A 16,854-nucleotide genomic window follows, 5' to 3' on the forward strand; every position below is an offset into this window, starting at 1 on the left:
AAACAAGCCATATGAGTTTAATCAACAGATCAGTTGTTGCATTGTTAGCTATTGTTGCACTGGTTGCATGTAACAATGCAGAAAAGCAACAGGCAGTATCGTTTAAAGACATTATTCCCAAACCTGTTTTGGTCAAACCTTCCAATGAATTTTTTACGCTTTCAAAAGCAACAGGCATTTTCATTCATGGAGAGAATGACACAGCAAACGCAGTAGCCCGGTGGTTCGTCGCACAAATAAAGCCTGCTACAGGTTTTGAGCTTGAAATTAATGCGATGAAAGGCCCCGATGCAAAAGAAGGCATTCATTTAACCACTTCAGCAGATACCACGCTTGGTAAAGAAGGTTATGAACTCACCATTACAAAAGAGGCCATTAACATCGCAGCCACTACTGCCGCGGGCTGGTTTTACGGTTTGCAAACGATCAGGCAATTATTGCCTGCTGCTATAGAAATGAACACCACGCAAAATGCAGACTGGCAAATAGCTACAGGCACCATACGCGATTATCCTGAATACGCATACCGCAGCAGCATGCTCGATGTAGCCAGGCACTTCTTCAGCGTGGAAGATGTAAAGCGTTACATCGATCTTATTGCCATGTACAAAATGAATAACCTGCACCTGCATTTATCAGACGACCAGGGCTGGCGCATAGAAATAAAATCATGGCCGGAGCTTACAAAAATTGGCGGCAGCACAGAAGTAGGTGGCGGCAAAGGTGGCTTTTATACACAGGAACAATACAAAGACATCGTAAAATACGCACAGGAAAGATTTGTAAACATCGTTCCTGAAATTGATATGCCCGGCCATACCAACGCAGCACTGGCCTCTTACAAAGAACTGCATAGTGCAGATTCTATGGCAGCCAACCTGCAGGCCAATACAGAGTTTAACAAAAAAGAAGATACCGCCATTAACCTCTATACCGGCACAGAAGTAGGCTTCAGCTCACTGCGCACAAAAAAACCGATTACCTATAAATTTATAGATGATGTAATTCGCGAACTCGCAGCCATAACCCCCGGCCCGTGGATTCATATTGGCGGCGATGAAAGCCATGCAACAAAAAAAGAAGATTACATTCCCTTCATGAGCCGTGTACAGGAGATGGTAATTGCACATGGTAAAAAAGTAATCGGGTGGGATGAGATTGCATGGTCAACCATTCAGCCAAACACAACCGTACAGTTTTGGGCAGATGCCGAAAACTCGAAAATGGCCGTGGCAAAAGGAGCAAAAGTAATTGTATCACCTGCAAAAAAAGCGTACCTCGATATGCAGTACGATTCTACCAGCCGCATTGGCTTGCATTGGGCCGCATACATAGAGATCGACAGCGCCTACAGCTGGGATCCCGCCAACTATGCAGACAGTATAAAACGTGATAACATTCTCGGCATTGAAGCAGCATTGTGGACAGAGACCGTTACCAATATGGACGATATTGAGTACCTCGTTTTTCCGCGCCTGCCCGGCTATGCCGAAATCGGGTGGTCCCCCGTACAGGGCCGCGGGTGGAATGAATATAAAGTGCGCCTTGGCTTACAGGCACCACGTTTCAAAGCGCTGAACATCGATTATTATAAATCAAAACTCGTTCCCTGGGCTGAATAGTTTTTGTGGGTAACCAACTGCAGTGCAGGTGGCATCGCCTGTTGTGTCACTCACTTGTACAGCAACACATTATTCAGCAGTTCCAGTACACCACAGCGCATGTTTTACACAGGCACAAAGAACAATCAATAGTTGATAAAATATAACCGTGTGGTGCAGCGGCTGCGCCGCTGCACCACACGCTACAACGTATGATCAAAAAAACACTTACCAGCTTTGTTTTGTCTGCAGCAATCATTTCCTGCAATACAGCACAGGAGCCTGCAACAAAAGAACGCTATCATTCAGTTGCGTTTACACCAGACAACAGTTTTACCGGTGGCGCAGAAGGCCCTGCTGTTGACAATGCAGGCAACGTATATGCGGTAAACTATGCAAAAGAAGGCACCATCGCCATCATAACGCCAGGCGGCAAAGCAGGCATATTCGTTGCATTACCCAATGGCAGTGTAGGCAATGGTATACGCTTTAACAGCAAAGGCGAAATGCTGGTGGCAGATTATACCAACCACAACATTTTAAAAGTAGCTATTGCAACAAAACAGGTAAGCATTTATGCGCATGATTCAACCATGAGCCAGCCCAATGACATTGCCATTGACAACAAAGACCGTTTGTATGCAAGCGATCCCGACTGGAAAACAGGCACCGGGCGCATATGGCGTGTAGATACGGATGGCAGCATTACTTTGCTGGCAGACAGCATGGGTACAACAAATGGCATAGAAGTAAGCCCGGACAACCAAAAACTGTATGTAAACGAATCGGTGCAACGCAATGTGTGGGTGTACGATTTATCTGATAGCGGTACCATCAGCAATAAAAAACTATTGATCAGCTTCCCGGATTTTGGTATGGATGGTATGCGCTGCGATGCGGATGGAAATTTATACATCACCCGCTATGGCAAAGGCGTTGTTGCCAAAGTATCTCCTGGCGGAGCACTGCTGAAAGAAATTCCTTTGCTGGGCAAAAACAGCAGTAATATAGCATTTGGCGGACCGGATGGCAAAACCGCATACGTTACACTGCAGGACAAAGGAAACATGGAAACTTTTCGCGTGGAAGTTGCAGGCAGGGAGTTTAAACCGCAGCGCTAAAGCTGCTTCCTGCACTGCAGTACAAGTGAGTGACACAACAGGCGATGCCATACATTACAAAAGCCGGGTACATAAAAAAAGATTATACAATGATGAGGGTAATAAAATTTTCTGCTGCGTTACTATCGGCCTGTATGCTTGCTGCGGCGGCACAGGCGCAAACGATGCCAAAAGAAGAACTCGTTTTTCTTACCGGCGAATGGAAGGGCGAACGCTTTGCAGATGGCAGGCCAAAAATACCAGACGACCTGCTGGAACGTGCCGGGAAGATCGGTATAGAAGAAGCCTGGCAGGTATTAAATAATGAGGGCTATAAAAACCAGTTTGAAGGCAACTGGAAAATGGTAAACGATTCTGTAAAGGTTGTGGGCCGCGTGGTTACCGCGCAGTACATGCCCAGCCGGCCCGATGTGGAAGCAAAGATCAAAGAACGTGGCAAGGCACAGGGCAGGAAGGGCAATACCAATGCATGGCCAATTGAAACGCTTACCAAAGGTGATGTGTACGTAGCAGATTGCTTTGGTAAGATTGCACAGGGCACACTGATCGGTGATAACCTTGGAAATTCAATTTACGCCAAAACAGGCACCGGTGTTATATTCGATGGTGCGGCAAGAGATCTTGCAGGGCTGGCAGATATAAAAGGCTTTAACGCGTATGTAAGAGACTTCGATCCTTCGTATCTTGAAAGCGTTGTGCTGATGGGATTGAATACACCGGTACGTATAGGCCATGCCATTGTAATGCCCGGCGATCTTGTGATCAGTGAAAGAGAAGGCGTATTGTTTATACCTGCACATCTTGCAGAAAAAGTGATCAGCACTGCAGAGTTCATCGGTTTAAAAGATAAGTTTGGGCACGACATGCTAAAGAGTGGCAGGTATGCTCCGGGGCAGATAGATAACCAATGGACCGATGAAATAAAAAACGCCTTCTTAAAATGGCTGGATGCACATCCGGGTGAGTCTAAGCTTACAAGAGCGCAACTGGATGCATTCATGGAAAAAAGAACCTGGTAAACTGATTAACCCACTGCTTTATTTCTAACGATTATGAACCTGTACAAAATATCATTCGTTGCTGCGCTGGTTTGTGTTATTGCTGCCATTGTTATGTTTGCAAATGGCAGCGGCGCAAATGCGGGACCGTTACTGATCGCATTCTTTGTTTTGGTAGCAATCGGGTTTCGTGGTTTTGCTGCGCTCAAAGGCTTTACTTATACCGTTACCATTTTTGCAGCGGTTACCATGGCATTGTACTACCCGCAATTCTTTATAAGCTGGAACGGTTTTACCTTGTCTGGCCTTATCAAACCACTGATCATGCTGATCATGTTTGGCATGGGCACGTCTATGAGTGTGCGTGATTTTGCAGGTGTGGTAAAGATGCCCAGGGGCGTTTTGATAGGTGTGGTAAGTCATTTCATCATTATGCCGCTGCTTGGTTTTACACTGGCAAAACTTACCAGCTTTCCGCCCGAAATAGCTGCGGGCATCGTATTGGTTGGCTGCTCACCGAATGGCACCGCCTCAAATGTAATATCGTTTTTGGCAAAGGCAAATCTTGCGCTTTCTGTAACCATTACGGCGGTCTCTACCATGCTTGCGCCATTTGTAACGCCTTTTTTAATGAAGCTGCTGGCAGGCGCATTTATAGAGATCAACACACTTGATATGATGTTTGAGATCTTCCAGATGGTGATTATACCCATTGGTGCAGGTTTGTTGTTCAATCATTTCTTAAGCGGCAAACTCGGCTGGCTGGATAAGGCGATGCCGCTGGTATCTATGTTTGGTATTGCCTTTATCATCGTGATCATTACAGCAGCGGGCAGAGACAATTTGCTGAGTATAGGCCCTGCCCTGATACTCGTTGTATTGATACATAATTTATGCGGCTACACACTGGGCTACTGGAGTGGCCGGCTGTTTAAAATGAGTGAACGTGATTGTCGTACCATTGCCATTGAAGTAGGTATGCAGAATGCCGGTATGGCATCTGGTCTTGCAAAGGCCATGGGTAAAATGGCAACCGTAGGGCTGGCGCCGGCTATCTTCGGGCCGCTGATGAACTCTACAGGTTCTATTCTTGCTTCTTACTGGCACAATAAACCGGTAAAGGAACAGGACGGAACAGACGAAGAGACTATTACTACTTTAAAACACTGATCATATGAAAAAACTACTCTTACTGTTTGCAGTGGGTATATGCTGCTTGCATGCTTTTGGCCAGTCGAAAGACGAACAGGCATTGGCTGCTGCCACAGATACATTGGTGCAGGCCATTATACGCGCAGACAGGGCCGTACTGGAAAAGCTGACGGCAGATCAACTGAGTTATGGCCACTCTGGCGGTAAGGTAGAAAACAGGATGCAGTTTATAGATGCTATTGTAAACGGCCCGTTTGATTTTACAGACGGAAACATTACCGGCCAGACCGTATCTGTAAATGACAAGATTGGCATAGTAAGACATGTTTTTACTTTTCATTACAACAACAAAGGTGAAAGCGGTGAGATGAAACTCGGTATTCTGCTCGTATGGCAAAAGCAAAAAAACGAATGGAAATTATTGGCCAGGCAGGCATTTAAACTGTAGTAACCTATGCGACTGTTCATACTTTCAGCAATTGCTTTCTTTTACAACGCAGCAGCATTTGCGCAGGAAAAAGCCATAACCGTTCAGAAGACCACTGATTTTGCTGTCACAGGCGATGGCAGCGACAATGCGTGGGGCACAACTGCCTGGCACATGATTACCCAACGCAACAGCAATGAGTTAAAAAATGCAGGCTGGTATATTACAGAAAACCGGTTAACAATTGCAGATATACAATACCAGACGCGTTTCAAAATATTATACTCAGACAAAGGCATCTATTGTCTTTACGAGTGCCAGGACAGCCTTATAACAGCAACGATCAAAGAAGATTTTGGCGACCTGTTTAATGAAGATGTGGTAGAAGCATTCTTCTGGCCCGATACAGCGCAGGTAGTGTATTTTGAATATGAACTATCGCCGCGCAACTACGAATTGCCTTTGATCATCTTCAACAAAAATGGCAATGCCAATGGCTGGTTGCCATTTTACTACCGCGGAGGCCGCCGCACTGTACATGCAGTAAAATTGAATACCGCCGGTGCTGATAAACGCTTTACATGGACGGCGGAGTTTTTCATCCCGTATGCATTGCTTTCATCTCTCAATAATATGCCACCTGCGAAAGGAAGTACATGGCGTGCAAATTTTTATCGCATCGATTATGACAGGGAGCCTGTTTATTCAAGCTGGCAGCTAACGCGTGGCAGTTATCATGACCCGGAAAAATTTGGATTGTTACAGTTCGAGTAGTGTGCAGGAGATCAGAACCGGATGACCACTTTGTTTTTCTTTTGCCCGTTCTTTTTGGAACTTATCCACCGCGGCCCTTCTTTTAATGCCTGTAATATCTTTTCATCGGCTTCTTTATTCAGTGATTTTGTTATTGCAAGGTTGTATAAGTCTCCTTGCTCATCAATAGAAAACTCGATCTCTACCATACCATGCATATCAACAAAACTGCCGTTGGTTGAATCAAATGTTTTATTCATGCGCCGGTACACATATTCCTGGAAAGATTGCCAGCCACCTGCGGGGTAGGCACTGTCGGCTACCGCCTTTACGGATGTTCTTTTCGCCTTTTTTCCTGCGCCATAACCTGTAACCACTACTTCTGAGAGCGACATATTGCCCGGCTCTATCGAAATATTGTTTGTCCGCTTTGTCAAAAGGGCTGCACTGGCCTGGTTATACCCAACTGAATTTACAGACACGTTCAGCACGCTGTCGGCACTTTGCAACTGGAAAAATCCCGTTGCATCTGTAAATGCAACCGGTTTGTTATTGGTGTCAATTACAGCGCCCGGCACGGGCTTGTTGAATTTATCAAGTACGTACCCCGAAAAATTGTTAAGTGCAGGATTACTGTTCATTAAACCGGCGCCACGCCCCTGTAAAGGCGCCGACACCCTTGCTGATTTTGTATCGTTTTTCGCAATATCCAGGCCCGGCGCTACTCCCGGGAAAGTAGAAACAGAATCTGCCATTGTTGCGGCTGCCACAAAAGGCTGATCATCTGCTGATTCCACCGTTGTTTCCATGGCTTTGTTTGCCGCCGGCGGAACCGGTTTTGTTGCAAGCCCGGGTTGTTTCATTCTGCTGCTTGCAGATTGCCCGACAGCCGTGTTATCAGCCATTGCAATACCTGCCTGTGTGTCGGCTTTTTTTGCCAGGGTTTGCGGCGGTGTTGAAACGGGTAGCGAGTCTTCCTGCCTCACTGCCGCAACCTGCTGTTTGCCTGCCGGCGCATTATTCAAACCAACCAGGTACCAGCTAAATATACCTACGCCGGCAAGCACAACGATCATGGCAGCTATCCGCCACCAGTTAAAACTTTTTGCCGGCATGGCAATTACGGGTGCTGCTTCTTTTGGTGCCTGTAAAAGTGCATTGATCTCATTCAAATGCTTATAAGAATGCTGCATCGCAGCATCGCTGTAACCCTCAATGGCATCGGCAAGAAAAGGATCCTGCAAAGCAGCCTTTTCCATGTCGTGCATTTCTTTCGCACTCATGCCACCGGCCAGGTATCTTTCAATATCCTGCGCGGAATAATTAATATGGGCGCCTGGATCAGTCATGCTTTTCCATACATATTTTTAGGTTTCTTCTTCCGTTTTGAATAAGGCTGCGCACCTTGTTCCATTCCATACCAGTTTCTTCCACAATTTCATTGTAGCATTTATCCTGCAGGTAAAATAGCCTGATCGTCTTTTTTTGTTCTTCCGGTAAATGCTCCATACAATTTTCCAGCTTTTTAAAATCTTGTTCCCGCTCCAGTACGCTGTCCAGATGCATAAAGTCTTCTGATTGCATAACTGCCGGCTGAAATTCTACCGTAACCATTTTTTTCGCACTGCGCAACTGCATCAGGCAATGATTTTTTGTGAGTACATAAAGCCACCCTTTAAAATTCTGCACTTCATGCGTGGGGAGTTTTTGTAAAAGTTCCTGGTAAATATTCATTACTGCATCTTTCGATGCTTCAGCATCTTTCAGGTACTTTAAACAGGTACCATACACAAGATCGGTATAACGCAGGTAAAGCCTGGCAAGCACATCCTGGCTGCCGCTTTCCTTAAAAGCAAGCAACAATGCTTCATCAGTTTCAGGCGCTTTCTCTATGTGCTTTACTGGAATCAGGTATTACTGGTTAAGTTAGTGTATGAACCCGGCTGCATTACTACTATAAGGCACCCGTTGCGTCGCACTCTTCAGCGTTTAGTACAACGGTGAACAGCACGATGCACAAAATAAGACAAATTTTTTTGCGGCAGGTTATGTAATCAATTTCAGGCGTGCATCTGTTTTACAAACCAACTGTATGAAGCCACAAACATTTTTTCATATACCAGAACCCTGCCACGAAGACTGGAACAAAATGATACCCGAAGGCAAAGGAAGATTTTGTGCAAGCTGCAATAAACAGGTAATTGACTTTAGTCTGATGAGCGATCAGCAGGTGCTTAATTACTTTAAAAATGCTACAGGCAACACCTGCGGAAGGTTTGCCAATGGCCAGCTTGAAAGACCCATGCATGAAACCATTCAGCCCAAAAAGAAAGTATGGTGGGTTGCAGCAGTAATGCCTTTGCTATTGCTCATTAACAAGGCAAATGGACAGACGAAGGGAAAAGTTTTGATAAAAAAACCTTACACTGTCTCCACAAAAATTGAACCCTTAACAGGATTTGTGGTATCATCTGCTGAACCAACTCAAGGAGGAAAAATCATCAGGGGAAGTGTTCAAAACGAAAATGGTATACCTGTTCCTTTTGCAACAGTAAGCCTGAAAAACTCCATCGCTAATACAATTACAGATTCATTGGGAAACTTTGAATTACACACTCCTTCTGTAGCAGACACAGTTTATGTAAACGTATCGTCACTTGGTTATGAGAGCAGGGAATACAATTTTCCTAAACAGGAAGCCACGAACGTTATGATTACATTAGAGGAAAAAAGCTACGCGTTAAACCCTGTATGCGTTACATCACTGGCTGTAACGCTGGGCGGTGTGGTAGCCGGCAGGAGCATAAGCACAAGAGAAAAAATTGATACAGTCATCAGAAAGGCTTTTCGCAATACAGCCTTCACTATTTACGCAAACCCGGTTAAAAGCAATACCGCGTTTAAACTTGCAATAAAAAATACCGGTGAATATGTTGTACAAATGCTTGACAATAACGGTAAACCTATTGTTACAAGAGATATAATAACTGCTGATAAAAATACTGTAACAGAAATACAAACACCTGACGTTGCAGCGGGATTGTATTACATCCGGCTGATTGATAAAAACAAAAAGAAACAATACACAGATAAAATCATTGTACAATAAAGTCAAGCCGTAAGCGCTACGAAGATCGCTTCGGAGTGCTGCATATAGATATACAGTACAAGTGAGTGACACAACCGGTGCCTCATACTTGTTCTGCTGCCGGTTACATCATTTTTTTTAAACATTAAATAAGCACATATGAAAAGGATCTTATTCCTGGGCATAATGCTCAGCATGATTTGTATTGCCTTTAAACCGTCGCGCATGGTACAGGGCACCGTAACAGACGAAGCCGGCAACCCGCTTGCCGGCGCCACAATATCGATAAAGGGAACGCAGGTTGCGACTGCCTCAGACAACAAAGGCATTTTCAGTATAAGTATACAGGATGAAAACGCTATACTCGTAATAACCAGTGTGGGCTACCAGGCCAAAGAGATAAAAGTATCGGGTAAGAACAATATGGTTATCAAACTCAGCCCGTCAACACAGCATTTGGACGAGATAGTGGTGACCGGTTATTACCCTGCGCCGAAAAAAGATTTAACCGGTAGTGTTACAATCGTTGGCGGAGAATTGTTGCAGGGAAAAGCTGCAGGTGTTTATGTTCCGGCATCGCCAGGCGCAAACGTATCTATTAAAGTACGTGGTGCGAAAACCCTGAATAATTACGATGTGGATGATGATGCAGACAAAGAATACTGGCCGGGCAACACAGATTTCAACACCGAGGGGTATGACCATATTACTGATAACCCTTTTATGAAAGTAAACGACAACCCGCTATCTACCTTTTCCATTGATGTGGACGCAGCAGCTTACAGTAACGTAAGAAGGTTTATCAGCAACGGTCAATTACCACCTGCCGGTGCCGTACGGATAGAAGAACTCATCAATTATTTTTCTTACGATTATCCGCAACCCAAAGGGGATGATCCATTTGGTGTAAACATGGAATATGCGGTGTGCCCGTGGAATACCAACCATGAACTGGTGCTGGTAGGTTTGCAGGGCAAAAAAATACCGGTAGAAAGCCTGCCGGCCTCTAACCTGGTATTCCTGGTAGATGTAAGTGGCAGCATGGGTGAGCCCAATAAATTACCGCTGGTGCAATCATCACTTAAGTTGCTTGTTGACCAGATGCGTGAACAGGATCGAGTTGCGCTGGTGGTGTATGCAGGCAATGCCGGGCTTGTATTACCATCAACCAGTGGCGACAATAAAAGCGCTATAAAAAATGCCATCGACAGGCTGCAGTCGGGCGGCTCCACCGCCGGTGGTGCAGGTATACAACTGGCGTATAAAACAGCAAAGGAAAACTTTATAAAAGATGGCAACAACAGGGTAATACTTTGTACGGATGGCGATTTTAATGTAGGCGCCAGCAGCGATGATGCACTGGAGCAAATGATAGAACAGGAAAGGAAAAGTAATATTTTTCTTACCGTACTGGGCTATGGCATGGGTAACTACCAGGATGCCAAAATGCAGAAGCTTGCCGACAAAGGCAATGGCAACCACGCATACATTGATGGTATAAGTGAAGCAAAGAAAGTGCTTATCAAAGAATTTGGCGGCACCCTGTTCACCATTGCCAAAGATGTAAAACTGCAACTGGAGTTTAACCCTGATAAAGTAAAAGCGTACCGCCTTATCGGCTACGAAAACAGGATGCTTGCCAAAGAAGATTTCAACAATGATCAGAAAGATGCAGGCGAGCTGGGCAGTGGCCACACGGTAACAGCGCTGTACGAAATTGTACCTGTGCATGCACCGGATGAACCGATGGATTCTGTGGATGCATTGCGCTACCAGAAAGTAAAAAAACAAAAACTTACCAATGTATACACCAATGAAATACTAAATGTAAAACTGCGGTACAAAGCGCCGGATGGCGATGTAAGCAGGCTGCTGCAGTTTCCGCTTACCGGCCGGCCACAGGCCATCAATGCTACTTCAGACAACTTTCGTTTTGCCGCCGCGGTAGCTTCATTTGGCATGGTATTACGTGATTCCAAATATAAAGGCAGGAGCAATTTTGCCCTCGTGCACAGCCTTGGCATTGCTGCTACCGGCAAAGACACAGAAGGTTACCGGAAAGCGTTTTTGCAACTGGCTGAAGACGCAGCACTGCTGAAAGGTATAAAGGCAACGGCAAAAGACTGATCGATTATCACAGCCCTACCTTTTAGAATCCTCCCACTGGTGGAGGGTTCTTTTTTAAAAATGAATACGGCGGGCTGCGCCCGCCGTATGTTTCATCCTTATTGATCCCCGTCAGTTATTGGTACTGGTAATGCTGTTGCCTGCATCTTCTATATGAAACACACTCATGGTTATCTTCCACTGGTCCATTTCATATTGCATGTTCAATTCCACGGTTACGTCTTTTACAAGATCCTGCATGGTTTCCAGCTTAAACCTTATCATGTTGAATGATTTAAACTCATCCGGCTCCACGTAGTCGGCATCCAGTTTTATTTCCAGCTTTTCTATGGCCGCTACGGTTTTTTTAATGTGGTTGTAAAACTGTTTAAACTTCGCTTTGGCTTCACTGAAATTACCGGTTTCGAGCAATGTGTTCTTCCAGCTAAAGGCATGCTCGGCTTCGTACCCGTATTGCGATACAATGCCCGGTGGCATACCCCTGATGCTTAATACACAGGCGTAATTGATAACCGATGGTTGCTCTTCCAGCAAAGCGCCTCTGATGTTGGCAAAATCGTTGGGATAATCACAGATCACTTTTTCCAAAACGGGGCTGATGTCGTTGGCGGTCTTAAGTGGAATCTTCAACTGCGCTCTGGCTGTTACACAGCAAAGCATGAATGCACCCAGTGCAAAATTCTTCATAGTAATTGGAATGTTTGGTTTGCGGCAATAACGACAGGAGCATACGTTACATTATCCCCAAGTTATCCACATATGTTTATTTCTTGAATGCCGGGTGAAACTGGTGCAGGGTAGAGCGCAGGAAATCGCGGTCGAGGTGGGTGTAAATTTCAGTGGTGGTAATACTTTCATGCCCCAGCATTTCCTGTACCGCACGCAGGTCGGCACCGCCCTCTACCAAATGCGTGGCAAATGAATGACGGAATGTGTGTGGTGAAATATTTTTATTGATACCGGCCTTCCTGGCCAGGTCTTTTATAATGTAAAAGATCATTACACGGCTAAGCCCTTTGCCATGCTTATTGAGAAAGAGAATGTCAGAAGCGCCATTTTGTACAGGCTGGTGCACCCGTATTTCATCTTTATAGATTTTAATGAATTTAACAGCATCGCTGCCGATAGGTACCAGGCGTTCTTTGTCTCCCTTGCCAATTACCCGTATAAAACCAACATCCAGGTACAGGCAACTGATTTGCAGGCCTACAATTTCACTAACCCGGAGGCCGCAACTGTACATGGTTTCGAGGATGGCCTTGTTGCGGCCACCATCTGCACGGCTAAGGTCGATCTGCGAAATAATGTTTTCGATTTCTTCAAAGCTCAGTACATCGGGCAATACACGCTTTAGCTTTGGCGCTTCCAGCAGTGCAGAAGGGTCAACTTTAGCAATATCTTCCAGCAGGCAATATTTATAAAAACCCCTTATACCGGAAATAATTCTTGCCTGGCTGGTGGCCGTCATGCCCAGCTCTGCCACCCATTTTATAAACTGCTGCAGGTCGTTAAGTTCTACTTCCTGCGGTGCTTTCATTATACTGTTTGCCAGCAGGTATGCTGTAAGCTTATCTACATCACGCATATAAGCTTCTACAGAATTATCGCTTAAAGATTTTTCCAGTTGCAGGTAAGCTTTAAATCCTTTTTTATAGGCATCCCACATGCTTGCAGATTTTACTGTTGATATATGCTGAATGTTGCAATATAAATAAGAAAATGATGAGCCCGGCAGTAGCTTTCCATGGCATCGCCTGTTGCGTCGCACACGTGTACGTTCCGTTTTTTATGGCGACTGCAGCGTTGCGGCCCGGGCTGCCTGTTGCTGTACTCCACGCTATAGAAACTTATATGCAGCTATAGTTAAAAGAGACCTTCTGCCAGCGCATGTAGTTATGTTTATAACTCGGTAAGCCAAAATAAAAGCTGTATGTATTAAACAGTTATTTTCGCCAACATCAACGCTTAATATGGAAAAGGTCAATCTCCGTTCGTTTAAACAAAAAGCACGCCATCGTAAAACTGCCTATAAAAAATTTCTTGGTAAGGTTGAAAAAAATCCGCCGCGGCGTTTAGATAAACTGGCAGAACAACTGGATGCAGAAGTATGGCAGGAGATTGATTGCCTTAGCTGCGCCAATTGTTGCAAAACAATGACGCCAACATTTACAGAAAAAGACATTAAACGCATATCGGCACACCTGGAGATGACGCCCGATGCATTTAAAAGCAAGTGGCTGCATTTTGAAAAGAAAGACAAAGACTGGGTGAACAATAAACAACCCTGCCAGTTTCTCAACCTCAAAGACAATATGTGCTCTATCTACGCGGTAAGACCTGAAAGCTGTGCCGGCTTTCCGCACCTGAAGAAAAAGAAGATGGTGGAGTACATTCATGTGCATCAGCAGAATATTATATATTGCCCTGCAACTTATTTAATGGTTACAAAAATGATGGAAAGAGTGGAGGTATAATCAGCAACTAAAAATTACTCTGTGCAACAACTCTTTTTACTCTGTGGTTAAGTTTTCCACCAGCAGATTTTATAACGTGCTTATTACCCCTATATTAAATTACTTAAACTCAACGGGAAACTTTTAGTGATCGCTTCAGTTGCCATAAAAACGGAACGTACAAGTGAGTGACACAACCGGCGATGCCATGAAAAACTACTGCCTGTACCCATATTTATTCAACCATCATCGCGTTTACGTTAATCGAAATATACATCTTCAATCAGGAAGTACTCTACAGGTCTTGCTTTTAGCATGGTGATGGATAAAACATCGAACTGTACAAATTTCCATTGAGGATTCAAATACAGGTATTCCTGGGCGGCGCGCAACAAGCTTTTCATTTTTGTTTTGCCAATGCTTTCTTCAGGGTGGCCATATAATGCAGACGTACGTGTTTTGATCTCGAAGAAATGCAACCTGTTTTCTTTTGCAGCAATAATATCAACCTCCCACTGCTTAAAACGCCAGTTGCGGTGCAGTATTTCGTAACCTTTCTCCAGTATCCATGCAGCAGCAAGATCTTCGCCTTTGTTGCCTGTAAGTTTTGTATAACTCATGGAACGATGTTTGTGCTTTTTTTACAACAATACCGTTTAATTTGCAGCACATCAAAATACAAATATGTTCCGGGATAAAATATTTAAACTAAAAGGCAGGATTCAACACTATGCATGGGGTGGTTATGAATACATACCGACATGGCTTGGTATAGACAACAGCGAACACAAACCTTATGCAGAATACTGGATGGGTGCTCACCCGTCTGCCCCATCTGTTGTTTGTACGCCCAATGGCGAGCTATCGCTTAACCAGCTTGTACAGGATCATCATGAGGAGTTTATCGGCAGTCATGTGCACCGGGCGTTTGGTGAGTTGCCATATCTCTTTAAAATTCTTGATGTAAAAGATATGTTATCTATACAGGTGCACCCAACGAAAGAAGCCGCTAAAGCCGGTTTTGAGGCGGAAGAGGCAGCCGGTGTAAAACTTGATTCTTCTTTCAGAAACTATAAAGACCGCAATCACAAACCGGAAGTAATGGTTGCGCTGAGCGAGTTTTGGTTATTACATGGTTTTCAAACACCGGACAAACTGCAGCAGGTATTGAAAAATGTGCCGGAGTTTCAGCCGCTTATCAACATATTTGGTGAAGGGGATTTTAAAGCACTTTCTGAACATTGCATGTATATGGAGCAGCAGGATGTAAATGCCATGCTTACACCGCTTATACAACGAACGATTGAGCAGAAACAAAAAGGCGATCTTACAAAAGCAGAGCCGGGCTGGTGGGTTGCGAAACTTTACGGGGAAAAACCGGTGGAAGAATGGGGCAATGTAGACCGTGGTGTTTTCTCGATCTACTTCTTCAACATTGTGCATACGAATGCTGGTGAGGCTGTGTTCCAGGGTGCAGGTGTACCACACGCCTACCTCGAAGGGCAAAATGTAGAACTGATGGCCAACAGCGATAATGTACTGCGCGGTGGTCTTACTCCAAAGCATGTAGATGTACCCGAACTACTAAAGCATACAGTATTTGAAGGCATTGTACCCAATGTAATGAAGGGTGAAAAGAAAGAAAACGGTGAGATCATTTACCCTTGCCCGGTGGCGGATTTTGGCATCAGCAAAATAGCATTGGAACAAAACGAAACCCACCGCAGCACTGCCGGTTCTTTAGAGATCATTGTTGTGATTGAAGGTGAAATGGATATACAGGGCACTTCTAAAAGCCTGCACGTTGCAAAAGGAGAAACAGTGGCCATTCTAACCAATGAAAGCTACACGATATCCACACCAGCAGGCGTAACAGCTTATAAAGCATTTGTGCCTTAGTAATTAACCCTTATTTTTGCCCTTTGTAAAAAAGTTATCATGAAAATCAACAAAAGAACGTTACTGTTTTTCTTTATACTTATTGCGGTTACAACAATTGTAAAAGTTTTGTGCGCCCCGAATTTAAACCTGTCTGGTTTTTCTGCAACAATTGCAGTTGCGTTATTTGCCGGCTTTTCTATCAAAGATGCGCGGCTGGCAATATTGCTTCCTTTGCTAAGCCTTTTTATAAGTGACGTGCTGATACAGTTGCTCTATACATTTGGTGGTTTTAAGTTTCCCGGTTTTTACGATAACCAGTGGATCAACTATGTGCTGATAGCGGCTATAACTTTTCTTGGAATGGCCTTTCGCAAGGGTGGTGCGGCTGGCATCATTGCTTCTGCGGTTGTAGCCCCGGGTATCTTCTTTGTGGTTTCGAACTATATTGTATGGGCTACACAATCGGCCATGCTTGGCTATTCGAATGACTTTGGTGGTTTAATGGCCTGTTACCGTGCCGGTCTTCCTTTTTACAGGAACAGCATTTTATCAACCATTATTTTCCTGCCTGTTTTTATTGCAGCTTATCATTGGCTGCTCAGCGGAAAATTTACGTTGCAGACAGCTAAATAGTATTGGTTATATGATAAAAAAAATCCCGGAAGGTTTCTTTCGGGATTTTTTTTATTTTATGATGCTGCCTGTTTCTCGTTCGTAAACTTCATCTATCAAAAGATCTTTCCCATCTGCAGCCTGTGTGGCCAGCACATCGCAGCGGTTGTTAAACGCGTTATCTGCATGGCCCTTCACCCATTTGAACTGTATGGTAAAATCTTTCGAGAGTTTGTAAAAACGCAGCCACAGATCCTTGTTTTTTTTGCCTCCTTTAAAATCATTTTTTATCCAGCCGTCTAACCACTTTTTTTCAACACTGTTTACCACGTACTGGCTGTCTGTATAAATTGTTAGTGCAATATTTTTTTTGGTCAGCGCTTCAAGTGCTTTTATAACGGCAAGCAGCTCCATGCGGTTATTGGTAGTAAGGCGGTAACCTGCTGAAAGTTCTTTCCTGCTTTCGCCCCACATGAGTATAGCTCCATAACCACCTGGACCCGGATTACCCCTCGATGAGCCATCTGTATAAATGATTAACTGGTGACCTTGCATAATTGCGAAGAAAAGTTTTTTACACCATACAAAATAAAAAATGAACGCTTGCATGCGGGCCGGCGGAAAACAACCACTGTGTCAGC

General features: G+C 44.5%; 17 protein-coding genes. 11 read left to right on the forward strand and 6 right to left on the reverse strand.

What is annotated here, in order from left to right; genetic code table 11:
- Positions 1-11: 11 nt before the first annotated feature.
- The 6 genes from I5907_RS02615 to I5907_RS02640 all read left to right on the forward strand — a co-directional run bounded on the left by I5907_RS02615 (position 12) and on the right by I5907_RS02640 (position 6,073).
- Positions 12-1,622, forward strand: a complete 1,611-nt coding sequence (locus I5907_RS02615; RefSeq protein WP_196989175.1) for a beta-N-acetylhexosaminidase — start codon at positions 12-14, stop codon at positions 1,620-1,622.
- 191 nt (positions 1,623-1,813) lie between these two features.
- A complete protein-coding gene (locus tag I5907_RS02620) occupies positions 1,814-2,722 on the forward strand; it encodes an SMP-30/gluconolactonase/LRE family protein (protein ID WP_196989176.1) in 909 nt (302 codons plus the stop codon).
- Between the two features lie 89 nt (positions 2,723-2,811).
- Positions 2,812-3,741, forward strand: a complete 930-nt coding sequence (locus I5907_RS02625; protein ID WP_346266765.1) for an RraA family protein — start codon at positions 2,812-2,814, stop codon at positions 3,739-3,741.
- A gap of 33 nt (positions 3,742-3,774) precedes the next feature.
- On the forward strand, positions 3,775-4,890 hold the full coding sequence (locus I5907_RS02630; protein WP_196989177.1) for a bile acid:sodium symporter family protein: 1,116 nt from the start codon (positions 3,775-3,777) through the stop codon (positions 4,888-4,890).
- Positions 4,891-4,894: 4 nt separating this feature from the next.
- Positions 4,895-5,320: a nuclear transport factor 2 family protein gene (locus I5907_RS02635; RefSeq protein ID WP_196989178.1), complete on the forward strand. Its 426-nt coding sequence runs from the start codon at positions 4,895-4,897 to the stop codon at positions 5,318-5,320.
- Positions 5,321-5,326: 6 nt separating this feature from the next.
- Positions 5,327-6,073, forward strand: a complete 747-nt coding sequence (locus tag I5907_RS02640; RefSeq protein ID WP_196989179.1) for a carbohydrate-binding family 9-like protein — start codon at positions 5,327-5,329, stop codon at positions 6,071-6,073.
- An 11-nt stretch (positions 6,074-6,084) separates the two neighbouring features.
- On the opposite strand, the gene I5907_RS02645 is transcribed toward I5907_RS02640, so the two are convergent.
- Together I5907_RS02645 and I5907_RS02650 are read right to left on the reverse strand one after the other, a co-directional pair.
- Entirely contained in the window at positions 6,085-7,401 is a 1,317-nt protein-coding gene (locus I5907_RS02645; RefSeq protein WP_196989180.1) for an energy transducer TonB, read from the reverse strand.
- Positions 7,394-7,915, reverse strand: a complete 522-nt coding sequence (locus I5907_RS02650; protein ID WP_231401944.1) for an RNA polymerase sigma factor — start codon at positions 7,913-7,915, stop codon at positions 7,394-7,396. Before I5907_RS02650 ends, I5907_RS02645 begins: the two co-directional genes overlap by 8 nt.
- Positions 7,916-8,144: 229 nt before the next feature.
- On the opposite strand from I5907_RS02650, the gene I5907_RS02655 reads away from it, so the two are divergent.
- Both I5907_RS02655 and I5907_RS02660 read left to right on the forward strand, forming a co-directional pair.
- The gene (locus I5907_RS02655; RefSeq protein WP_196989181.1) at positions 8,145-9,161 is read left to right on the forward strand and encodes a carboxypeptidase-like regulatory domain-containing protein; all 1,017 of its coding nucleotides are present in this window, start codon (positions 8,145-8,147) and stop codon (positions 9,159-9,161) included.
- A gap of 138 nt (positions 9,162-9,299) precedes the next feature.
- The gene (locus I5907_RS02660) at positions 9,300-11,267 is read left to right on the forward strand and encodes a vWA domain-containing protein (RefSeq protein ID WP_196989182.1); all 1,968 of its coding nucleotides are present in this window, start codon (positions 9,300-9,302) and stop codon (positions 11,265-11,267) included.
- Positions 11,268-11,378: 111 nt separating this feature from the next.
- On the opposite strand, the gene I5907_RS02665 is transcribed toward I5907_RS02660, so the two are convergent.
- Both I5907_RS02665 and xerD read right to left on the reverse strand, forming a co-directional pair.
- Positions 11,379-11,954: a hypothetical protein gene (locus I5907_RS02665; protein WP_196989183.1), complete on the reverse strand. Its 576-nt coding sequence runs from the start codon at positions 11,952-11,954 to the stop codon at positions 11,379-11,381.
- A 76-nt stretch (positions 11,955-12,030) separates the two neighbouring features.
- Complete coding sequence (gene xerD / locus I5907_RS02670; protein ID WP_196989184.1) at positions 12,031-12,933, reverse strand: site-specific tyrosine recombinase XerD; 903 nt, start codon at positions 12,931-12,933, stop codon at positions 12,031-12,033.
- A gap of 304 nt (positions 12,934-13,237) precedes the next feature.
- On the opposite strand from xerD, the gene I5907_RS02675 reads away from it, so the two are divergent.
- Complete coding sequence (locus tag I5907_RS02675) at positions 13,238-13,741, forward strand: YkgJ family cysteine cluster protein (protein WP_196989185.1); 504 nt, start codon at positions 13,238-13,240, stop codon at positions 13,739-13,741.
- Between the two features lie 239 nt (positions 13,742-13,980).
- On the opposite strand, the gene I5907_RS02680 is transcribed toward I5907_RS02675, so the two are convergent.
- On the reverse strand, positions 13,981-14,340 hold the full coding sequence (locus I5907_RS02680; protein WP_196989186.1) for a YraN family protein: 360 nt from the start codon (positions 14,338-14,340) through the stop codon (positions 13,981-13,983).
- A 64-nt stretch (positions 14,341-14,404) separates the two neighbouring features.
- Between I5907_RS02680 and manA the strand changes: the two genes are divergently transcribed.
- Positions 14,405-15,619 carry a mannose-6-phosphate isomerase, class I gene (gene manA, locus I5907_RS02685; protein ID WP_196989187.1) on the forward strand — a complete coding sequence of 405 codons (1,215 nt, stop codon included), beginning with the start codon at positions 14,405-14,407 and terminating at the stop codon, positions 15,617-15,619.
- A 39-nt stretch (positions 15,620-15,658) separates the two neighbouring features.
- Entirely contained in the window at positions 15,659-16,234 is a 576-nt protein-coding gene (locus tag I5907_RS02690) for a DUF6580 family putative transport protein (protein WP_196989188.1), read from the forward strand.
- A gap of 51 nt (positions 16,235-16,285) precedes the next feature.
- On the opposite strand, the gene rnhA is transcribed toward I5907_RS02690, so the two are convergent.
- Positions 16,286-16,768 (reverse strand): ribonuclease HI, encoded by a 483-nt coding sequence (rnhA, locus tag I5907_RS02695; RefSeq protein WP_196989189.1) that lies wholly within the window; start codon positions 16,766-16,768, stop codon positions 16,286-16,288.
- Between the last annotated feature and the right edge of the window lie 86 nt (positions 16,769-16,854).

Source organism: Panacibacter microcysteis (genome assembly GCF_015831355.1).
GTDB classification, from domain to species: domain Bacteria; phylum Bacteroidota; class Bacteroidia; order Chitinophagales; family Chitinophagaceae; genus Panacibacter; species Panacibacter microcysteis.